This is a genomic window from [Clostridium] aerotolerans DSM 5434, assembly GCF_000687555.1.
Lineage (GTDB): Bacteria > Bacillota > Clostridia > Lachnospirales > Lachnospiraceae > Lacrimispora > Lacrimispora aerotolerans.
In genome coordinates, this window is the sequence record NZ_JHWJ01000004.1 from 58,229 (window position 1) to 77,285 (window position 19,057).

Sequence of the window (19,057 nt, forward strand, 5' to 3'; positions counted from 1 at the left end):
AGTAAATACGGGGATAAGCCTGACCAGAGTGTGTAGAGGGTCTTAATAATTCATATTATTTACATTTAGTAGTTTCCCAAGTATCAGAAAAATAGTATGATAGAAGAAAAGGCGGGGGAATATAACCCAACGAAAGGATTTGAAATTACGATGGTTACGATGGAAGAGGTTGCTAAGGCTGCACATGTGTCGCGCGCCACTGTATCAAGAGTATTATCGAATCACCCATCAATTAAGATGGAAACACGGAGTAATGTTATGTATTGGGTAAAAAAGCTGGGATATGAGCCAAATCAGGTGGCACAGAGTCTGGCCGGAAACAGGACAAACATCATCGGAGTATTATTTTCCGATTTATCAAACCCACTGTATGCATCTCTTATGGCAGCTATTGTGCATGAAGCAGAAAAATATGGTTATAATGTAATCTTAGGTGATGCACAGAGAGAAAAGGCAAGGGAAGTCAATATCATCAACGGCTTTAAACGGCGCAAAGTGGATGGAATCATAGTAAGACCCATAGGAACTCCCAACAAAAAAGTCTACAGCGGAATCAATATCCCCATGGTCAGTCTTTTTAAACAGACGGAAAAAAAGAATATTATCATCAGTTCTGAAATGGGAGGCATTCAGGTCGCAAAACATTTTCTGGAACTGGGCCATAAGAATGTTGGTTATATAGGCCCTTTAAAATCACTGGCTGGAAATAACAAATTGCAGGGGTTTCGATCGGAATTTGAAAAATACGGAATAAAACTTAAAGCTGTGCTTGAATGCAATCAGCATGAAACAGCAGAAAACCAGAAGTCTTTTGAAATCATCAATCAGTATTTTGAAACACACAACCCGGCAAAAATAACAGCCTGGTTCGCTCATAGTGATCTGGTAGCCAGTGATGTCATACGGTCATTGGCGAAACATGATATTCAAGTTCCAAGAGATGTAATTGTCTGCGGCTATAATAATACTCTCTTAGCTAAAAAAATGATTCCCACGTTATCCTCAGTTGCTTCCCCTATTGAAGAACTTGCAGAAAATGCCGTAAGTATGCTGATTAATGAAATTAATGGCAGCAATGAAGAAACGGAAGTAATCGATCTATATCCGAGACTGATCGTACGGGAGTCAACTTCCAAAGGATTATATAAATAGCACAAATAAATGTTTCAAAAAACATCATTATGCATAAAAATCACAAGATGGCTTGACACGTGACTGCGAATGTTATATTCTTAATACATATTAATGAACGCGCGTACATTGTTGCATTAAATAAAGGAGGATAACATGAGCAAAGAGAGACAGACAGCAGAACAGATCTTAGATCATATTGGTGGCCAGGATAATATTATCAGCGCAGAGCATTGTGCCACAAGATTAAGGCTTATCCTTAAGGATGAGACGAAGTATAATAAAAAAGAGATAGAGAACATTGATGGAGTTAAAGGCAGTTTCCTTGCCTCTGGTCAGCATCAGATTATTTTGGGAACGGGTTTTGTAAATAAGGTGTATGCAGAGTTTATGGATATCACCAAATTAAAAACTGCAGATTCAGATAGCTCAAAAGAGAAGAACAGGGCAGATGGTGCTAAAGTAGATCGTAAAACTGCTCCAATGAACCCATTTCAAAAGGCATCCAGAATGCTTGGCGATGTATTTTTGCCAATTATACCTATATTAGTTGCAACCGGACTTTTTATGGGTCTTCGAAGTCTTCTTACCAATCTTGGAGTGGAATTCGACCCCACATTATTGAAGTTGTCACAGGTACTGATTGATACGGCATTTGCTTTCCTGCCGGCGCTTGTTACTTATTCTGTAATGAAAAGATCGGGTGCGTCACCGGCACTGGGAATTGTAATCGGTCTTATGCTGGTAGCGCCTCAGCTTCCTAACGCCAATCAGGTGGCTTCCGGAGCGGTAGAACCCATTTTCTTAAATCTTCTTGGTTTAAGCATACCGATTATTGGTTATCAGGGGTCTGTTCTCCCGGCTTTAATCTTAGGTGTGATTTCTGCCAAGATTGAAAAGGGACTTAGAAAAGTTGTACCTGATGTATTAGATTTGATTGTTACCCCATTTGTTACACTTCTCTCAAGCTTGGTAATCGGTCTTGTTGTCATCGGTCCGATTATGCATATGGTTGAAAAAGGTCTTGTAGAAGCGATTTCATTTTTGATGAACATTCCATTTGGACTGGGAGGCTTTATCGTCGGCGGTCTTCAGCAGGCGGTGGTAATTACGGGGCTTCACCATACCTTTAAGGCACTTGAGGTTGAACTGCTGGCCAATACGGGTGCTAACCCATTCAATGCTCTGGTCTGCGGAGCCATCGTAGCTCAGGCAGCAGCAGGTATTGCAGCGGCCTTAAAAACAAAAAATAAAAAACAGAAGTCCCTGTACTTCTCCTCTGTAGTGCCTGCATTCTTAGGAATCACAGAGCCATTGATCTTTGGTGGAAACTTACCGAGACTTATTCCATTTATCTGCGGATGTGTCGGTGGTGCGTTTGCAGGTATGTTCTCATCAATTATGGGGCTGGCTGGAACAGGAATGTCCATTACGGCATTGCCTGGAGCGTTACTGTATCTTAACGGGCAGCTTGGAACTTATGTCATAGCATGTGCCATCGGTTTTGCAGTGGCATTTATATTGACCTATGTATTTTATAAACCAGAAGAAGAATAATTAAAAAATAAGGAGTATCATGGAACGATTATATAATAATATAACGCTGCCGGATCTGTGGCCGCCGCATAACCCAGAGGTTACACTGGATAAACCGTTGAAGGTGCCATATCTGGAGGACAAGCCAGAATATATTGATATTTCAGTTGGCAGACAATTATTTGTGGACGATTTTTTGATCAGTGAAACAGATCTGGTCAGGGAGTTTGGGAAGCCACAGGTAATGGATGAGCCTGTTTTGTGGCCCCAGACCGACATGGAACTCAATGATGGATATTGTACCTGTGCATGCCCCTTTAATGGTGGAGTGTTTTATGATGCTCCAAGCCGAAAATTTAAAATGTGGTACCATGCGGGCTGGTTCGATGGCAGTGCTTATGCGGAAAGCGATGATGGAATACATTGGAAACGATTAAGTGAAATTGACCCTTCCAAGGATTCTGACCGGGTTTTGAAACACATTCCAGGGTATTTAAGGGATGGAGATGCGGTATGGGTTGATGATAATCCTAAAAATCCGGATGAAAAATATAAGATGCTGGTATTTTTCCGGTGCTATCCTGACGATTTTAAATATTATCATTTAAAGCCGAAGCATGCACACGATGATCCGTCATCGGTTCCGCCGAAGGAAATTACTGTTTTATATAAATCCGCAGATGGAATTAACTGGACAGAAGTGTGTGAAACGAGCCATTCCGGAGATAATACAACATTTTTCTATAACCCGTTTCGAAATAAATGGGTATACAGCTTAAGGACATTTTCTGAGCTGGACAGCAGAGTCAGAGTCAGAAGTTATTATGAGACAGATGATTTTTTCAAAGGAAGTCAGTGGTCAAAGGAAGATTTGAGCTTTTGGGCCAGGACCGATATTTACGATAAGCCAGATAAAGAATTAGGATATTACACTCAGCTTTATAATTTAGACGCAGTTGCTTATGAAAGCGTGATGCTTGGTGTTTATTCCGTATTCATGGGTCCTCCTAATTTTGTATGCGAAAAGACGGGACTTCCGAAAATCAATGATTTAAAAATCTCTTTCAGCAGAGATGGGTTTCATTTTGACAGACCGACGTATGAGGATTTCTTAAGTTCCTCGAGGGAGGAAGGAAGCTGGGATTACGGATATCTCCATCCGGCGAATGGTATTTTTACCGTAGTGGGAGATGAGTTATATTTTTATTATTCCGCATTTTCAGGAGAATCCCCCAAATTCGGCAGTCATAAATATTCCGGAGGGGCAGTAGGCGTTGCCAAGTTAAGACGGGATGGGTTTGCCGCAATGAAAGCCTTAGATTCAGAAGGTTCCCTGACAACAGAAGTTTTAAAATATCAGGGAGAGTTTCTGTTTGTAAATGCAGACTGTGCCGGAGGAAGCCTGGCTGCCGAGATTTTGGATATGGATGGAAATGTAATTCCTGGGTACTCCAAAGAAGAGTGTTGCCTGATGAGGGAAGATGCAACGAAATTCCGCATAAAATGGCAAGATAAACAGAGCTTAAAAGACCTCGATCAGGACAAAATAAGAGTGAGATTTATTTTAAATGATGCTTCTATTTTCGCTTTCTGGATAACAGACAGTGAAGAAGGAAAAAGTCACGGCTATCTTGGGGCAGGATCTCCAGAACTTAAGAATGGAACCAAAGATGACTAAAACCAGCACATATTACTACGGATTACGTGCTGACAGGGAGAGTGATAAATGATGAGAGTTCCGTATGATACAATGGTAAATGAATTTAAAAGAGTCCTTGAAAAAAAAGGGTTTCAAAAAGAACGGGCAGAAGCTGCAGCCGTGATTTTCGCTCAGAACAGCCTTGCAGGTGTTGCTTCTCATGGGTTGAACCGGTTTCCAAGAGTAGTGGAATATTTGGAAAAGGGTGAGATTGATCCGGATATTACAGCCGAGTGCGAGCTGCAATTAGGAGCACTGGAACGCTGGAATGGCCATAGAGGCTTTGGCCCGCTGAATGCAAAGCTTGCGATGGACAGAGCCTGTGAATTGGCAAAGCAATATGGAGTTGGTATCGTGGCTCTGGGAAATAACAATCATTGGATGCGTGGGGGAAGCTACGGATTTCAGGCGGCTGACCAAGGCTGCATCGGAATCTGCTGGTCCAATACATGTGCGAATATGCCGGCATGGGGTGGTATGGATAAGAAGATTGGTAACAATCCAATTATTTTCGCGGTCCCAAGAAGCAGTGGAGAGCATGTGGTCATCGACTGTGCTGTGTCCCAGTTTTCCTATGGTAAGCTGGAGGAGTACAGACTAAAGGGACAAAATCTTCCTGTACCTGGAGGATATGATACAAAGGGAAATTTAAGCTCGGATCCGGCAGAGATTGAAAAAAGCTGGAGAGTTCTTCCTATGGGATACTGGAAGGGAAGTGGAATTTCAATTGCCCTTGATTTAATTGGTACCGTTCTAACCAATGGAAATCCGGTGCATATCATAGATACGTTTGGAGATGAAGTTGGTCTTACACAGGTGATGATAGCAATCGATCCTTCAAAAGCAAACTCTATGGAGCTAACCGATAAAATTGTAGACGATATTATAGCGGATATCAAGTCCTCTGTACCAGTAGAGGAAAATGGAAAGGTGCTGTATCCCGGAGAGCCGGAAGCCATAGCCATAAAGGAAAATATGGAAAAAGGCATCCCCGTTGCGGAAGAAAAGTGGAATCAAGTACTTGCCATGTAGTAAGGTTTATAAAGATGTAATAAGAGTGCCCGGAACAGATCATTTAACGGATATCTGTTTCGGGTATTTTTTTGCATTTTCCCAAATAGGAAACCTACTTGCTATTATTTATGAACCGCAATTGCACAATTACATCTTATGACGTATAATCAGCCTTGGAAAGGAGGTGAGAACGATGGAAACCATTGATCATTATGCGTATGCATCTCGTATGAGAGGTATCAATCCACAATTGAAAGCAGCTGTGGCCATGGGGACTCTTATATTATGCATTGGGGCGGACCGCTTCTGGGTATCAGTGACGGTACTTCTTACGATGTCTGCAGTTATCTTATGGGGAGGGGGACTTACCTTTTTAAAGTATATAAATCTTCTTAAAATACCCCTTGGTTTTCTCATCCTGGGGACGGTTGCCATTGTGATTGAAATATCTTCAAGGCCATTTGGTTACGTGTTGTTTCATGGATTCGGGCATTATGTTTGGGTATCAAAAGAGGGAGGCGTGACGGCTCTTAAACTGGTCTTAAAGGCAATTGGAGCATTAAGTGCCATGTATATGCTGGTTCTTTCTACTCCAGCCAGTGAGATTATCGGTGTCTTAAAGGACCTCCGTGTGCCAAAGTTAATAATAGAGCTGATGCACATGATCTACCGGTTCATTTTTGTTATGACGGATACCCAGCGCCTTATGAAGCAGGCGGCTGTATCAAGACTTGGCTACCAGGATTTTAAAACCTCATGCCGGACGTTTGGAAGCAGTGCAGGAAATCTGTTTGTGGTATCCCTAAAGAGGGCAGGGACTTATTACGATGCTATGACAGCCAGGTGTTACGATGGAGAGCTATTATTTCTATCAGAGGAAAAAGGGGTCAGACCGTGGCAGGTTATGGCTGCCCTAAGTTATTTCCTGATTCTCATTCTGATTTACATACTGGTACCATAAGAGAAAGAAGGTATGCGATGGAAGATGTACTATTAAAAGCGGAGGGGATTCGTTATTCCTACGGTCAGGAAAAAGAAGCTTTAAAAGGGATTGACCTGACTGTGCAAAGAGGGGAAAAGGTTGCAGTGCTTGGTTCCAATGGAGCTGGAAAATCTACCTTATTTTTGACTCTTAACGGCGTTCTTACTCCAGATGGGGGTAAAATCGCTTATAAGGGAAAGGAAATCGGGAGGAAGAACATTCAGGAGCTTCGTAAAAATGTTGGAATCGTATTTCAGGATGCAGATAACCAGATCATAGCATCAACGGTTTTTTCTGAGGTCTCCTTTGGCCCCATGAATTTAAGGCTTCCAAAAGAGGAAGTTAAAAAGCGGGTTCATTCTGCACTGGCGGCCATGAATCTGACTGGAATGGAGGAGAGGCCTCCTCACTATTTAAGCGGAGGGGAGAAAAAGCGGGTGAGCATTGCGGATATCATTGCCATGGAACCAGAGATGATTCTGTTTGATGAACCGACGGCTTCTCTTGATCCGGTCAATGTGGTGATGTTAAAGGAAGTTCTGGATGAGTTGTCTGATTTGGGGAAAACTCTTCTCATTTCCACACATGATGTGGATTTCGCCTTTCAGTGGGCAGAGCGTGCTCTGGTTTTTTCGGGAGGTCGATTGATTGCAGACGGTCCCATAAGAGAGGTATTTGATTCTCCTGCGGTATTGGAAGAAGCAAATTTAAGAAAGCCAGTGATTTTAGAGGTATTTGAAAGTCTGGTAAGACATGGAGTCTTACAAAAGGATGCCATCTGTCCCAGGCATGCAAAGGAGCTTGAGGCGATGTTGGCAGCAGTATCTGGCAAATGAAAATAATTTGACAGAATATGGTATTAAGGCTAAAATAAGAGAGTATTTTGTGAAAGGTGCCTGTGAAAATTCTCCGCAGGATAATAGGGAAAAGGGTGAGAATCCCTTACGGTCCCGCCGCTGTAAATGTGGAGCACAGTTCCATACATCACTGGGAAACTGGGAAGAGGAACTGCTGTGAGGATGCATGAGTCAGAAGACCTGCCTTTCATTTCGCTGCGCGCCGGTTACGAGCGATGACCGGTGCGGGGGATTTTTTGTGGTACAAAGGATTCCCTTAAAGAGCGCCTGTCTGATGAGTGGGAATCGTCGGATGTAAGGTGCTTATTTTATTGGAAGGAGAATAACAAATGAGTAAGAAAGAAAAAAGTATCATGAAGCTTGCAACCGCATTTGCACTGGCTTTTGGAATTGTTCCAAGTGCCTTTGCCATGCATATTATGGAGGGGTATCTGCCGGTGAAATACTGTATTGCCTGGGGAGCAATCTGTGTACCATTTCTGGCAGCGGGATTTTTCTCCATTAAGAAGACCCTTCGGGAGAATCGGAAAGCAATGACAATCCTTGCCATGTCAGGTGCATTTGTCTTTGTGATTTCCTCCTTAAAGATTCCGTCTGTCACAGGGAGCTGTTCCCATATGACAGGGACCGGCCTTGGAGCTATCCTGTTTGGGCCGTCGGCGGTCGGCATTCTTGGAATCATTGTTTTGATTTTCCAGGCTATCTTGCTGGCGCACGGAGGACTTACCACCCTTGGGGCTAATACCTTCTCCATGGCGATTGCAGGACCTTTCGTGTCTTTTGGTATATATAAGTTGTGCAGAGGCTTAAAGGTCAATAAGCTTGTCAGCGTATTCCTGGCTGCCATGTTGGGTGATCTCTTTACATACTGCGTGACCAGCATTCAGCTTGCCCTTGCCTATCCATCAGAGGTTGGCGGTGTAGGGGCTTCTGCTATTAAGTTCTTAGGAGTATTTGCACCGACTCAGCTTCCTCTTGCAATCATTGAGGGAATCCTCACAGCTGTGATTGTTATGACTCTTGAGACTTATGCACTTCCAGAGTTAAAGTCAATCGGATTTTCCAAGGAGGTGGGTTAAGATGACAAAGAAGAATAAAAAGATTATGGCGGTGCTGCTACTTCTCGTGTGCCTCATTGCAGTCATTCCTCTCTTTGCGATCAAGGGAGCGGAGTTTGGCGGTTCTGATGACGCAGGAAGCCAGATGATTTCTGAGATTCGCGGAACAGAATATGAGCCATGGTTCACTCCGGTGCTGGAGACTATGATCGGCGGAGAGCTTCCCGGAGAAGTGGAGAGCCTGATTTTCTGTCTTCAGACAGGAATCGGAGTGGGAGTTCTGGCATTTTTCATGGGGCGGTTTGTGGAACGGAAAAAATGGCAGGAAAAGCAGAGCTAAAGAATAAAATATTTATAAATCAGGGGGTAATCGCAGTTTATGCGGTGCCCCCTTTTCGAAACTACAGGAAAATGGTATACTAATCCTATCTTTAATTTGAGGTGATGAATGATGAAAAAAATGATTTCCTGGAATGTAAATGGCCTTCGTGCCTGTGTGGAGAAGGGATTTTTGGATTATTTTAATGAAGTGGATGCAGATGTATTTTGTATCCAGGAAAGTAAGCTGCAGGAAGGACAGATCGATCTTCCGACCCCAGGCTATTATCAGTACTGGAATTATGCGGAGAAAAAGGGCTATTCCGGAACTGCTATTTATACTAAGGACGAGCCTATTTCCGTTGCTTACGGAATTGGGGAAGAGGAGCACGACAAAGAAGGCAGAGTCATTGCGGCAGAATTTGAAGATTATTATGTGGTTACCTGCTATACTCCTAATTCCCAGAATGAGCTGGCAAGACTTCCTTACCGCATGACCTGGGAGGAAGCATTTCTTGCTTATTTGAAAAAGCTGGAGGAGAAAAAGCCAGTGATCTTCTGCGGGGACTTAAATGTGGCCCATAAAGAGATTGACTTAAAGAACCCAAAGACCAACCGGAAAAATGCAGGCTTTACCGATGAAGAGAGAGAGAAGTTTTCCAATCTCATTGGTGCTGGCTTTATTGATACGTACCGCTATTTTTATCCGGATCAGGAGGAAGTATATTCCTGGTGGTCTTATCGGTTCAGTGCCAGACAAAAGAATGCAGGGTGGCGTATTGACTATTTCTGCGTTTCAGAAAGCTTAGAGGACAGGCTTGTAAGTGCGGCCATCCATACAGAGGTACTTGGTTCAGACCACTGCCCGGTGGAGCTTGTGATCCGCTAAAGGACAGACAGGAGAAAAGGATAAGGAATGAATTTACTGACGATTGAGCATTTAACAAAATCATATACAGAACGGCTATTGTTTGATGACACCAGCTTCAGCATCAACGAAGGAGAGAAGATTGGTCTCATCGGCATCAATGGCACGGGAAAATCCACGCTTCTTAAAATCGTTGCAGGACTTGAGGTGCCGGATGAGGGAAATGTGGTAAAGGGAAGAAACTTGGACATTCGGTTTTTATCCCAGAATCCCATTTTTCACGAAGGGGATACCATCATAGAAAGCATTGTCCGGGAAAATGAAGGGCATGACCACGTGTGGGATTTGGAGAGCCAGGCAAAGGCAATGCTGACCAGACTGGGCTTTACTGACTTTGATTCTAAAGTGGAGACTTTATCCGGGGGACAGAGAAAGAGGGTCGCTTTAGTAAGCGTTCTTCTGTCTACAGTTGATATTTTAGTTCTTGACGAGCCGACCAACCACTTGGACAGCAGCATGGCAGACTGGCTGGAGGATTATCTGCGCCGCTTTAAAGGGGCTCTTCTTATGGTAACCCATGACCGGTATTTTCTTGACAGCGTGACCAACCGGATTGTTGAGCTGGATAAGGGAAAGCTATACAGCTATCAGGCCAATTACGAAGGCTATTTAAAGCTTAAGGCAGAGCGTATGGATATGGCCGTTGCCAGCGAGAGAAAGCGCCAGTCCATACTTCGTGTGGAGCTTGAATGGATGCAGCGTGGAGCAAGAGCCCGTTCTACCAAGCAGAAGGCGCATATTGAACGGTATGAGACGCTCCGTGACCAGAAGGGCCTGGAATTTGATCAGACCGTGGAACTGGATTCCATTTCCAGCCGTCTGGGACGAACTACGGTGGAGCTTGAAAATATATGTAAGGCCTATGGTGATAAGGTTCTTATGAAGGACTTTACCTATATCTTTTTAAAGAATGACCGTATCGGCATTATCGGGCCTAACGGAAGCGGAAAATCTACGCTGATGAAGATCATCGCTGGATGGCAGGAAGCGGATTCCGGTACGATCACCGTGGGACAGACGGTTAAAATGGGGTATTTCTCCCAGGAGAGCGAAGACATGGATGGCAGTGTAAAGGTCATCGATTACATTCGAAATGTGGCTGAGTATGTAAAAACAAAGGACGGAAGCATCAGCGCTTCTCAGATGTTAGAGCGTTTCCTGTTCCCGTCAAGCGTTCAATATACCACCGTAGAAAAGCTCTCAGGTGGAGAAAAACGAAGACTTTATCTCCTACGGATTCTTATGGAAGCACCCAATGTACTGCTTCTTGATGAGCCTACCAATGATCTTGATATTCAGACTCTGACTATTTTAGAGGATTATCTGGACAGCTTTTTAGGAATTGTAATTACGGTTTCCCATGACCGGTATTTCCTGGACCGTGTGGTGCGGCGTATCTTTGCCTTTGAAGGCGATGGCAGGGTGACTCAGTATGAGGGCGGCTTTACCGATTATCAGGCGGCTTATGAAGCAAAGAACCCAGAGGGAACGGAATCAAAGGACGGAGCTTTAAAGAAGGCTGAAAGCGGCGAGAAAAAGAAGCAGGAAAAGCCAAAATCAGAACGAAAGCTTAAATTCTCCTTTAAGGAACAAAAAGAATGGGATACCATTGAAGATGAAATCGGTGCCTTGGAAGAGGCTCTGGAAGGGCTGGAGGTCGAGATGGCTGAAGCAGCCAGAGATTACAGCAAGTTAAATGCCCTGATGAAGGAAAAGACGGAAAAAGAACAGCTTCTGGAAGAGAAAATGGAACGCTGGATGTACTTAAATGAACTGGCAGAGCAAATCAACAACCAGTAAAGGGGACGAAGTGGCAGAGGAGAAGATGTATGGAACAGTACAGGATTAAGGCCGGAAATGACAACTATCCCATGGGGCTTCATATGGTGCCCGGCGGGATTCATCTTTGCACAGCCGCAGAAGGAGATAACGTAAGCCTTTTGCTATTTAAAGAGGGAGAGAAGGAGCCGATATTGAGCCTTCCCTTTCCCCAGGAGACAAGAAGAGGAAATGTCTTTTCCATGACGGTGCTTGGAACTGATTTTTCCGGTCTTTCCTACTGTTTTGAAATGGACGGCAAACGTTTTTCTGACCCTTATGGGAAACGGTTCTTAAACCGGGATACCTGGGGAGATCTGGAACGTGTTCAGGATATCTTACTCTCACCAGTGGAATCGGTGGACTTTGACTGGCAGGGAGATAGTCTGCCTTTTATCCCTTATGAAGATACCATCATCTACCGCATGCATTGCCGTGGGTTTACAAACCATAGCTCCTCTGGCGTGAAGGAAAAAGGGACATTTCAGGGGATCCTCGAAAAGATTCCGTACTTAAAGGAATTGGGTATTACGACGGTGGAGCTTATGCCGGTCAATGAATTTCAGGAGGTAATCCTGCCGGAACGTGTGCCCGGGAACCCCTTTGGTGTGGATAGACCTACTGGAAAAATCAATTATTGGGGATATGGACCTGGATTTTACTTTTCCCCGAAGGCATCTTATGCTTCCGAGGGGACGAATCCGGGGACGGAATTAAAAAGTTTGGTCAAAGCCCTTCATAAAGAGGGCATGGAGTTAATTGCGGAGCTTTACTTTAATGGTAAGGAGCCTGCCTCCTTTGTTCTTGATGTGGTTCGTTTCTGGGCGGAGGAATTTCATTTAGACGGAATCCATTTGTCAGGCTTTCTGCCTCTGGAGCTGTTGAGAAATGACCCTTATTTAAGCCGGTTAAAGCTTTTGGCTCATTCCTGGGAAGAGGAGAAGGAAGGCGGAAGAAAACATCTGGCTGAGTGCAATGATGGATTTCTTATTGATATGCGCCGGGTACTTAAGGGGGATGAAGACCAGATGAAGAACCTGGCATTTCGCTTAAGGAACAATCCGCCTGACCGGGGAGTGATTAACTTCATGGCATCTACCAATGGGTTTACCATGATGGACATGGTATCCTATGATACCAAGCACAATGAAGGGAACGGGGAGAACAATCAGGATGGGACCCCTTATAACTACTCCTGGAATTGCGGAACTGAGGGGCCTACCAGAAAAAAGGCTGTGGTGGAGCTTAGAAAAAAGCAGCTGCGGAATGCATTTTTACTTTTGTTCTTAAGTCAGGGAACCCCACTTATCATGGCAGGAGATGAGTTTGGCCATACCCAGTCAGGTAATAACAATGCTTATTGTCAGGATAACGAGATATCATGGCTTAACTGGAATCTCTTAAAGAAGAATCAGGATATTTTTGAGTTTGTGAAGGCCCTGATTGCGTTTCGGAAGTCTCATCCCGTGTTTCATATGGAAAAGGAACCTAAGTTAATGGATTATCTGGTCTGCGGTCTGCCGGATATGTCTTATCATGGTGTGAGAGCATGGTGCCCGGAGTTTGAGAATTTCAGGCGTCAGCTTGGGATTTTCTACTGGGGTGAGTATGGGAAGAAGGCGGACGGGACGAAGGATGACAGTTTTTATGCAGCCTTTAACATGCACTGGGAACCTCATCAGTTTGATTTGCCAAGTCTGAAGGAAGGAAAGTCCTGGCGCGTGGTATTTCATACCGATGAAAAAGAGATCAACGGGATGTATGACTCTGGGAAAGAACCAAAAGCGGAGGGAAGACAATTTATGGTTCCGCCAAGGACAATTGTTGTGTTCATGGGGAAATAAGGTGTCTGGTTTAAGCAGGAGTTGTCGTTCTTAAATAGAGGAGAATTGAATGGAAATCAAAAACATAAACCAGCTATCAGACCAGTTTATCTGGCAGGATAAGGTGGGCTTAATGACGAAATCATTGGGGGAGGCCGGTGGGAACCGTAAGATTTATGTAAATATAGATTATGTCCCGCCGGGTACCTACAGCACCCGGTATCACAGTCATTCACAACAGGAGGAGTTCTTTCTCATACTTTCCGGGACGGGGACTCTTAAGTTAAATGGGGAAGAGAAGGAAGTCAGTATCGGAGATTTTATAGGGAAGCCAGCTGGAGAGAATATCGCCCATACCTTTTATAATTCAGGCAATGAGGTATTGGAGATTTTGGATGTCGGTACCAATGAACCAGAAGATACCTGTTACTATCCGGAGGAAGATATGTATATGCATAAATCCAATGGGGAAAAACGGTGTTTTAGTGGAAAGGATATTAGTAACACGTGGTATCCGGATCCTAATCCGATAAAGTAAAGGCAGCATCACCTTGCAATAAGTGAAGAGCAAGCAATATCAGGAGCCAGTTTACATGGAATGTATATAGGTGTGAAATAGTTCGCATAGCTGTATTATTTGGAGAGGGTAAAATGAATCAAATTCGCTTAATGAAAATAGAAGATTATGATTTGGTGAACCATTTATGGTGTACCACACCTGGAATGGGAATGCGTAGTTTAGATGACTCTAAGGAAGGAATCAACCAGTTCTTGTTGCGAAATCCATATACTTGTTTTGTGGCAGAGTATGAAGGTGATTTGGCAGGAGTGATTTTATGCGGTCATGATGGACGAAGAGGCTATATCTATCATACTGCCGTTAAAGAGAACTATCGGAAAAAAGGCATCGGAAGTGCTTTAGTGAACCGGGTGCTTGAAGCATTGAAACATCAAAATATAAATAAGGCTGCACTGGTGGTGTATTCCACAAATGAGTTAGGGAATCAATTCTGGGAAGGTCTGGGATTTGAGATGCGAGACGATTTGACTTATAGAAATATTAGCCTGAACCAGGATAACAACTAAATTAAATATCATAAGTAAGATAATATTGTTTCATAAGATATATATCTACAAACGGCTGGCTATCTTTATTTCTTAGCCCGCCGTTTTTTCTGTATTATTTTTTAGGAATACAGGGCAGATAAATTACGCGGTTGTTATGGTTTACATAAATAAGCGCCAATGCAGATGTGGAAGTGCCTACATTTACATCTGAAAATACAACCATACCTAATTCAATTTATTATAATCTTATGTTTCATTTAGATGTTCAGGCACACCATTTTTTAGAAGAAGCTCCGCCAGATAAAACTCATACTCATCGTCAATATCAATGGAATGTAGTGGGTTCATAAAGTAAGGATAGGTGGTCCCGGCATAAAAGTTCTCGTGCTTTAAGTAAAATGGCACAGAGGTAAGATAGACAGCCCCATTCACCCGATATCCTGATGAGACATCCTGCCTTCTTATCTGTCTATCATGGAGAGATGGCATCACAATCTCACCAGATTTCTTAAGGGTCACAGCCAAATAACAGTTACAATCAAAGGGACATACGCTGACCATGGAATCTGCTCCTGTCTCAAAGTAACGTTTCACGCTCTCTCTTATATGCATTTCATTTCTCAAGGGAGACGTAGGCTGGAGCAGCATGATGTAATCATACGTCTTTCCCAGCCGTTCCATCTCTTTGATTCCATGAATGATCACGTCCTTTGTGGCAGCTTTATCCCCTGAAAGCCATGCAGGCCTTAAAAATGGGGCAGTTGCCCCCCATTGATTCGCAATATCCCTATACTGCTCCGAATCTGTAGAGACAACAATATCGTCAAAAATACCAGCATTTTTACAGGCCTTTATGGTATATGCCATGAGTGGCTTATGATTCAGCTCCTTGATGTTCTTATTGGGCAATCCCTTGGAACCACTTCTGGCTGGTATAAATGCTAGAAACCGTTTGTTCTCATACATTACAAACTCCAATCAATATCATAAAATTCTTTCTCCAGTTCAATCCCATTTTGAAACGCCTGCTTTATTTCAGAAATTATTTTTCCGCTGGTACCCGGATATTCATAAGGATTATGGAGGGAGGAATTTACCCAGTCAACTTCCAATGCTTTCTGAACGGCCGATAGAATGCTGTCATAGGAATCATCACAATTTATCACAGAGTCTGCCATTACCCGCCCCATTTGTCTGGTACCGATGTTCACGGTTGGGACCTTAAGGCTGGGAGCCTCAATAATTCCGCTGGATGAGTTTCCTATGACCACCTGACAGTGGCTCATAAGACTTAAATAACGAAGTGAGCCCAGAGACGTAAAAAAAGCAGCCCGTTCCGGGTGGCATTTTGCATAATCGGCAGCCAATTCATTGATTCGGCTTCCACCTGTATCTGAATTGCTTCCAGTAAATACTGCAAACAAACAGGGGAGAGAATCCAGGGCTTGAAAGAGTGGTTTTATTTGTTCCTCAACACTCGTTGTTTCAAGTGTGGCAGGGTGAAATGTGATCAGGGCAAGTTCAGATCCAAGGGAAAGGTTTAAGGACTGCTCCAGTTCCTTTATGGATAGGAAAGACAGCTCTTTCAGCCTTTCCACACCCAGAGCTCCAACGTGAAAGACTCTCTCCGGAGCTTCTCCCAGTTGTATCACCCGCTTCCTATATTCCATTGTACTGGTGAAATGAAGGTAGCTCATTTTGGTAATTCCATGCCTCATACAGTCATCATAGGCGCCCCTTGTCTGCTCGCCCCCATGAATATGAGCAATGGGAATCCGGCAAATGGCGGCAGCGCTTGCAGCGGTAAAGATCTCATAGCGGTCGCCTAAAAGCAGTATCATATCCGGCTTTAACCTCTCATAAGCCTTAGAAATGCCAATGAGCTCAAGGCCCATGGATTTACAGATTCCATAGGAAGTGTCGCTGGCCAGATTCATTTCCACGGTTTCATCTATGGTTATCCCGTCCAGTTCCATGTCCCGGTAAGGGGAACCGAATCTGGAATCCATGTGAGCGCCGGTCACTACCATCTGAAGCTTTATATAAGGATCGGCCATGGCTTTTCGAATGACTGGAGTCAATAGACCGTACTCCGCCCGGCTGCCTGTTACTACGCATAACCGCATCATTTTATAATCCTCTCATCCATCTTATAATCCCTGTCAGAAGGCGTTCCAAGGAGGGCTTTAAGCCTCATGGGAGAGATTCCAGGGGAACAGCGTTTGGCGCACAGATTATCCACGGTAAATGGCTCCCCTTTTTTTATGTCCCTGGAGGCCACCAGAAACTTTCTCACCCGGTCCCGGTTTTTACATTCTTCCTTCGATGGTTCCTTATATCCGTTTCCCAAAGCTATCTCAATGTTTCTTATGCTGTCGGTCATATGTCTAAATTCTTTCGGCTCCAGGCTCAGTCTGTGGTCTGGTCCAGGCATGGTCTTATCAAGGGTCATGTGCTTTTCAATGACGCAGGCACCCAGGGCAGCAGCGGCAATTGCAACCTCGATTCCCATGGTATGGTCGGAGTATCCGATGCTTCTTGAAAATACCTGTTTCATATGGGACATGGCATTTAAGTTCACTTCTTCCATTGGGGTGGGATAAGCGCTGGTGCAGTGGAGCAGAGTGATATCCTGACCACCCTCATCAAGAAGATCCAGTGCCTCCCCGATCTCTTCCATAGTAGACATACCGGTAGAGAGAATGATTGGCTTTTTTAAGGAAGCAGCTTTCTTTAAATACCCGTAATTAGTAATTTCTCCAGAGGGGATTTTTATGATTCCAACTCCTAGCTGGTCCAGATATTCCATGCTTGTTTCATCAAATGGGGAAGATAAGAACATGATATTGCGGGAAGCGCAATAAAGAGAAAGTTCTTTGAAGCTGTCATAGGATAGCTCAAGTTCTTTAAGCATTTCATATTGGGAGAGACTTTTCCCTGTGTTCCGGTACTGATAATCTGCTTTTATTGCGTCCCTGACAGCCAAAAACTCGGTGCGGTAGGTCTGAAATTTCACCGCATCGGCGCCCGCTTCCCTTGCCGCATCCACCAGCCTTTTGGCTGTATCCAAGTCCCCATTATGGTTTACCCCTGCTTCAGCGATAATCATAACTCTGTTCATAAACACCAACCTCCTTTGCAGGCCTTCCGTAAGCCAGAGTATGGGAAGAAATATTCCTTAATACGAGACTTCCGGCCCCAATCATGGCATTGCTTCCTATGGTGATATTTTGAATGACTGTAGTTCCGGCTCCAATGTGAGTATTTTCCCCTACGGACACATTGCCGCACAGAACGCAGCCAGGGGCGATGTGAACGAAGTCCCCGATGTTTGCGCCATGTTCTATAATTGCTCCTGTGTTAATGATGCAGCCTTTACCAAGAACCGCCCCGGCCCCAAGGATAACACCCTTGCCAACATAGCTGCCTTCTCCCATTGATACATCCTGAGATAGGACTGCACTTTTATCTATGATGTTAGGCAAAGCTAACCCCTTCTGCTTTAAGGTCTCATAGATCCTGATTCTTGGATGGGGGTCTCCCAGGCTTCCTACGGCGATGACACCGTAAGAGATTCCCTGATGGCAAAGGTCAGATAGGAGTTCATCGGTTCCCAGAACCGGAATGCCTGAAATGGATGTGCCTGCCTCAAGCGTTTGGTCCAGAATACCAATGATTTCGTATTCATTGGCAGAACGAATGGAATCAATGACGCTTTCTCCATGGCCGCCTCCACCAATTAGTATCAGCTTTTTTTTCATAGCTTCATACGCTCCGCCATTTTTCTCATTTCACTGAATTCACCCATGTCAAGCCAGGTGCTGTCCATCACCGGATACACACCAGCTTTCTTCCCGTTTTGCAGACAGAGGCGGATCAGATCCGGCATATCAAATGGGACTCCTTCCGGGAGATCATTTAATGTGCCTTTTTCCAGAACGTATAGACCGGTGCTGACGAGAAATTCATAGCTGGGCTTTTCATTTAAGGCCTGTATGCAGCCTTCTTCATCCAGTGAGACCACGCCATAAGGAACTTCATAATTTTTCATAGCAGTGACTACGGTGATCTGATTTTCATTTTTTATATGATGGTCCAGAAGTTTTTCGTAATTCACGTCCACTAATATATCGCAGTTGCTGACAAAGAAGCTGTCTGTGATTTTGTCTTTTAAAAGTGAGAGAGAGCCTGCGGTACCAAGTGGCTCCTTTTCTTCTATAAAGTTAAGATGATAACGGTCATCATCGTTAAAATACGCTTTAATCAGCTCTTTTCGGTAGTTGACTGTGAGATAGAATTCCGTAAAACCGTAAGACATCATCTGATTCATGATTCGTTCCACGATGGGGGTATCCCCAATGGGAATTAAGGGTTTTGGTATAATTTTAGTATAAGGATAGAGTCTGGAACCTTTTCCTCCTGCCATGATGACCACAGGAACCTTTTTGCCCTCTGTTACCCTTTCCTCAGAGGAATTCAGCTCATTCCAGAATAAAATATCTACAACCTCCATGTGTTCATTTACAAGTGGAAGTCCTTCAATCTTTTTCTCTCTCATGATATCAAGGGCCAGGGGAGTTTCTGACCGTGTGATAACGATAGGAGAGGTGTTCATAATGCGGCTTACGGCCATGGATAGATTTTCATTTTTTAGTATCCAGCGTCGGATGTCTCCGTCCGTAATTACCCCCACCAGCTTGTCGTTTCGAACTACCACCAGGAGTTTCTTAGCCGTTTCATCTAACTGCCGGATTGCTGTTCTGATGGAATCATCAGGTGAAATTGAGAATTTCTTTACGTCCATGTAAGCCATCCTCCTTCTGGT

At 44.0% G+C, this 19,057-nt stretch carries 19 protein-coding genes and 1 riboswitch; of the genes, 14 read left to right on the forward strand and 5 right to left on the reverse strand.

From position 1 onward, the window contains the following. The first annotated feature begins 96 nt into the window (after positions 1 to 96). The 14 genes from T546_RS0107020 (at position 97) to T546_RS0107085 (ending at position 14,250) form a co-directional block, all read left to right on the forward strand. On the forward strand, positions 97 to 1,152 hold the full coding sequence (locus T546_RS0107020; protein WP_084326216.1) for a LacI family DNA-binding transcriptional regulator: 1,056 nt from the start codon (positions 97 to 99) through the stop codon (positions 1,150 to 1,152). 135 nt (positions 1,153 to 1,287) lie between these two features. After that, complete coding sequence (locus T546_RS0107025) at positions 1,288 to 2,688, forward strand: PTS transporter subunit EIIC (protein ID WP_026891005.1); 1,401 nt, start codon at positions 1,288 to 1,290, stop codon at positions 2,686 to 2,688. A 19-nt stretch (positions 2,689 to 2,707) separates the two neighbouring features. Continuing rightward, positions 2,708 to 4,345 (forward strand): hypothetical protein, encoded by a 1,638-nt coding sequence (locus T546_RS23025; protein WP_034598299.1) that lies wholly within the window; start codon positions 2,708 to 2,710, stop codon positions 4,343 to 4,345. Positions 4,346 to 4,396: 51 nt separating this feature from the next. Beyond that, positions 4,397 to 5,398, forward strand: coding sequence for a 3-dehydro-L-gulonate 2-dehydrogenase (yiaK, locus tag T546_RS0107035; protein ID WP_026891006.1), 1,002 nt, complete (start codon positions 4,397 to 4,399; stop codon positions 5,396 to 5,398). 175 nt (positions 5,399 to 5,573) lie between these two features. After that, positions 5,574 to 6,341, forward strand: a complete 768-nt coding sequence (gene cbiQ / locus T546_RS0107040) for a cobalt ECF transporter T component CbiQ (protein WP_034598300.1) — start codon at positions 5,574 to 5,576, stop codon at positions 6,339 to 6,341. A gap of 17 nt (positions 6,342 to 6,358) precedes the next feature. After that, a complete protein-coding gene (locus T546_RS0107045; RefSeq protein ID WP_026891008.1) occupies positions 6,359 to 7,198 on the forward strand; it encodes an energy-coupling factor ABC transporter ATP-binding protein in 840 nt (279 codons plus the stop codon). A 37-nt stretch (positions 7,199 to 7,235) separates the two neighbouring features. Beyond that, a riboswitch (cobalamin riboswitch) is annotated at positions 7,236 to 7,421 on the forward strand. After that, positions 7,386 to 7,517 (forward strand): hypothetical protein, encoded by a 132-nt coding sequence (locus tag T546_RS26100; protein WP_278246294.1) that lies wholly within the window; start codon positions 7,386 to 7,388, stop codon positions 7,515 to 7,517. (Overlaps the previous riboswitch by 36 nt.) A gap of 31 nt (positions 7,518 to 7,548) precedes the next feature. Next, positions 7,549 to 8,298 (forward strand): energy-coupling factor ABC transporter permease, encoded by a 750-nt coding sequence (locus T546_RS0107055; protein WP_026891009.1) that lies wholly within the window; start codon positions 7,549 to 7,551, stop codon positions 8,296 to 8,298. 1 nt (position 8,299) lies between these two features. Continuing rightward, positions 8,300 to 8,617, forward strand: coding sequence for an energy-coupling factor ABC transporter substrate-binding protein (locus T546_RS0107060; protein ID WP_026891010.1), 318 nt, complete (start codon positions 8,300 to 8,302; stop codon positions 8,615 to 8,617). 111 nt (positions 8,618 to 8,728) lie between these two features. Further along, on the forward strand, positions 8,729 to 9,484 hold the full coding sequence (locus tag T546_RS0107065; protein WP_026891011.1) for an exodeoxyribonuclease III: 756 nt from the start codon (positions 8,729 to 8,731) through the stop codon (positions 9,482 to 9,484). Between the two features lie 27 nt (positions 9,485 to 9,511). Continuing rightward, positions 9,512 to 11,323 carry an ABC-F family ATP-binding cassette domain-containing protein gene (locus tag T546_RS0107070; protein WP_026891012.1) on the forward strand — a complete coding sequence of 604 codons (1,812 nt, stop codon included), beginning with the start codon at positions 9,512 to 9,514 and terminating at the stop codon, positions 11,321 to 11,323. Between the two features lie 29 nt (positions 11,324 to 11,352). Continuing rightward, entirely contained in the window at positions 11,353 to 13,185 is a 1,833-nt protein-coding gene (locus T546_RS0107075) for an alpha-amylase family glycosyl hydrolase (protein ID WP_026891013.1), read from the forward strand. A 49-nt stretch (positions 13,186 to 13,234) separates the two neighbouring features. Beyond that, entirely contained in the window at positions 13,235 to 13,702 is a 468-nt protein-coding gene (locus tag T546_RS0107080) for a cupin domain-containing protein (protein WP_026891014.1), read from the forward strand. A gap of 113 nt (positions 13,703 to 13,815) precedes the next feature. Further along, complete coding sequence (locus T546_RS0107085; RefSeq protein ID WP_026891015.1) at positions 13,816 to 14,250, forward strand: GNAT family N-acetyltransferase; 435 nt, start codon at positions 13,816 to 13,818, stop codon at positions 14,248 to 14,250. Positions 14,251 to 14,478: 228 nt separating this feature from the next. Here the strand turns inward: T546_RS0107085 and T546_RS0107090 are convergent, their stop codons facing one another. The 5 genes from T546_RS0107090 to T546_RS0107110 are packed head-to-tail and all read right to left on the reverse strand — an operon-like array spanning position 14,479 to position 19,036. Continuing rightward, positions 14,479 to 15,198, reverse strand: coding sequence for an acylneuraminate cytidylyltransferase family protein (locus tag T546_RS0107090; RefSeq protein ID WP_026891016.1), 720 nt, complete (start codon positions 15,196 to 15,198; stop codon positions 14,479 to 14,481). After that, entirely contained in the window at positions 15,198 to 16,361 is a 1,164-nt protein-coding gene (neuC, locus tag T546_RS0107095; RefSeq protein WP_026891017.1) for a UDP-N-acetylglucosamine 2-epimerase, read from the reverse strand. The genes T546_RS0107090 and neuC overlap by 1 nt, the downstream gene beginning before the upstream one ends. Continuing rightward, positions 16,358 to 17,353 (reverse strand): N-acetylneuraminate synthase, encoded by a 996-nt coding sequence (gene neuB, locus T546_RS0107100; RefSeq protein ID WP_026891018.1) that lies wholly within the window; start codon positions 17,351 to 17,353, stop codon positions 16,358 to 16,360. Before neuB ends, neuC begins: the two co-directional genes overlap by 4 nt. Beyond that, entirely contained in the window at positions 17,328 to 17,993 is a 666-nt protein-coding gene (locus T546_RS0107105) for an acetyltransferase (RefSeq protein ID WP_026891019.1), read from the reverse strand. The genes neuB and T546_RS0107105 overlap by 26 nt, the downstream gene beginning before the upstream one ends. Next, positions 17,990 to 19,036, reverse strand: coding sequence for a nucleotidyltransferase family protein (locus T546_RS0107110; RefSeq protein ID WP_026891020.1), 1,047 nt, complete (start codon positions 19,034 to 19,036; stop codon positions 17,990 to 17,992). Before T546_RS0107110 ends, T546_RS0107105 begins: the two co-directional genes overlap by 4 nt. Positions 19,037 to 19,057 lie beyond the last annotated feature (21 nt).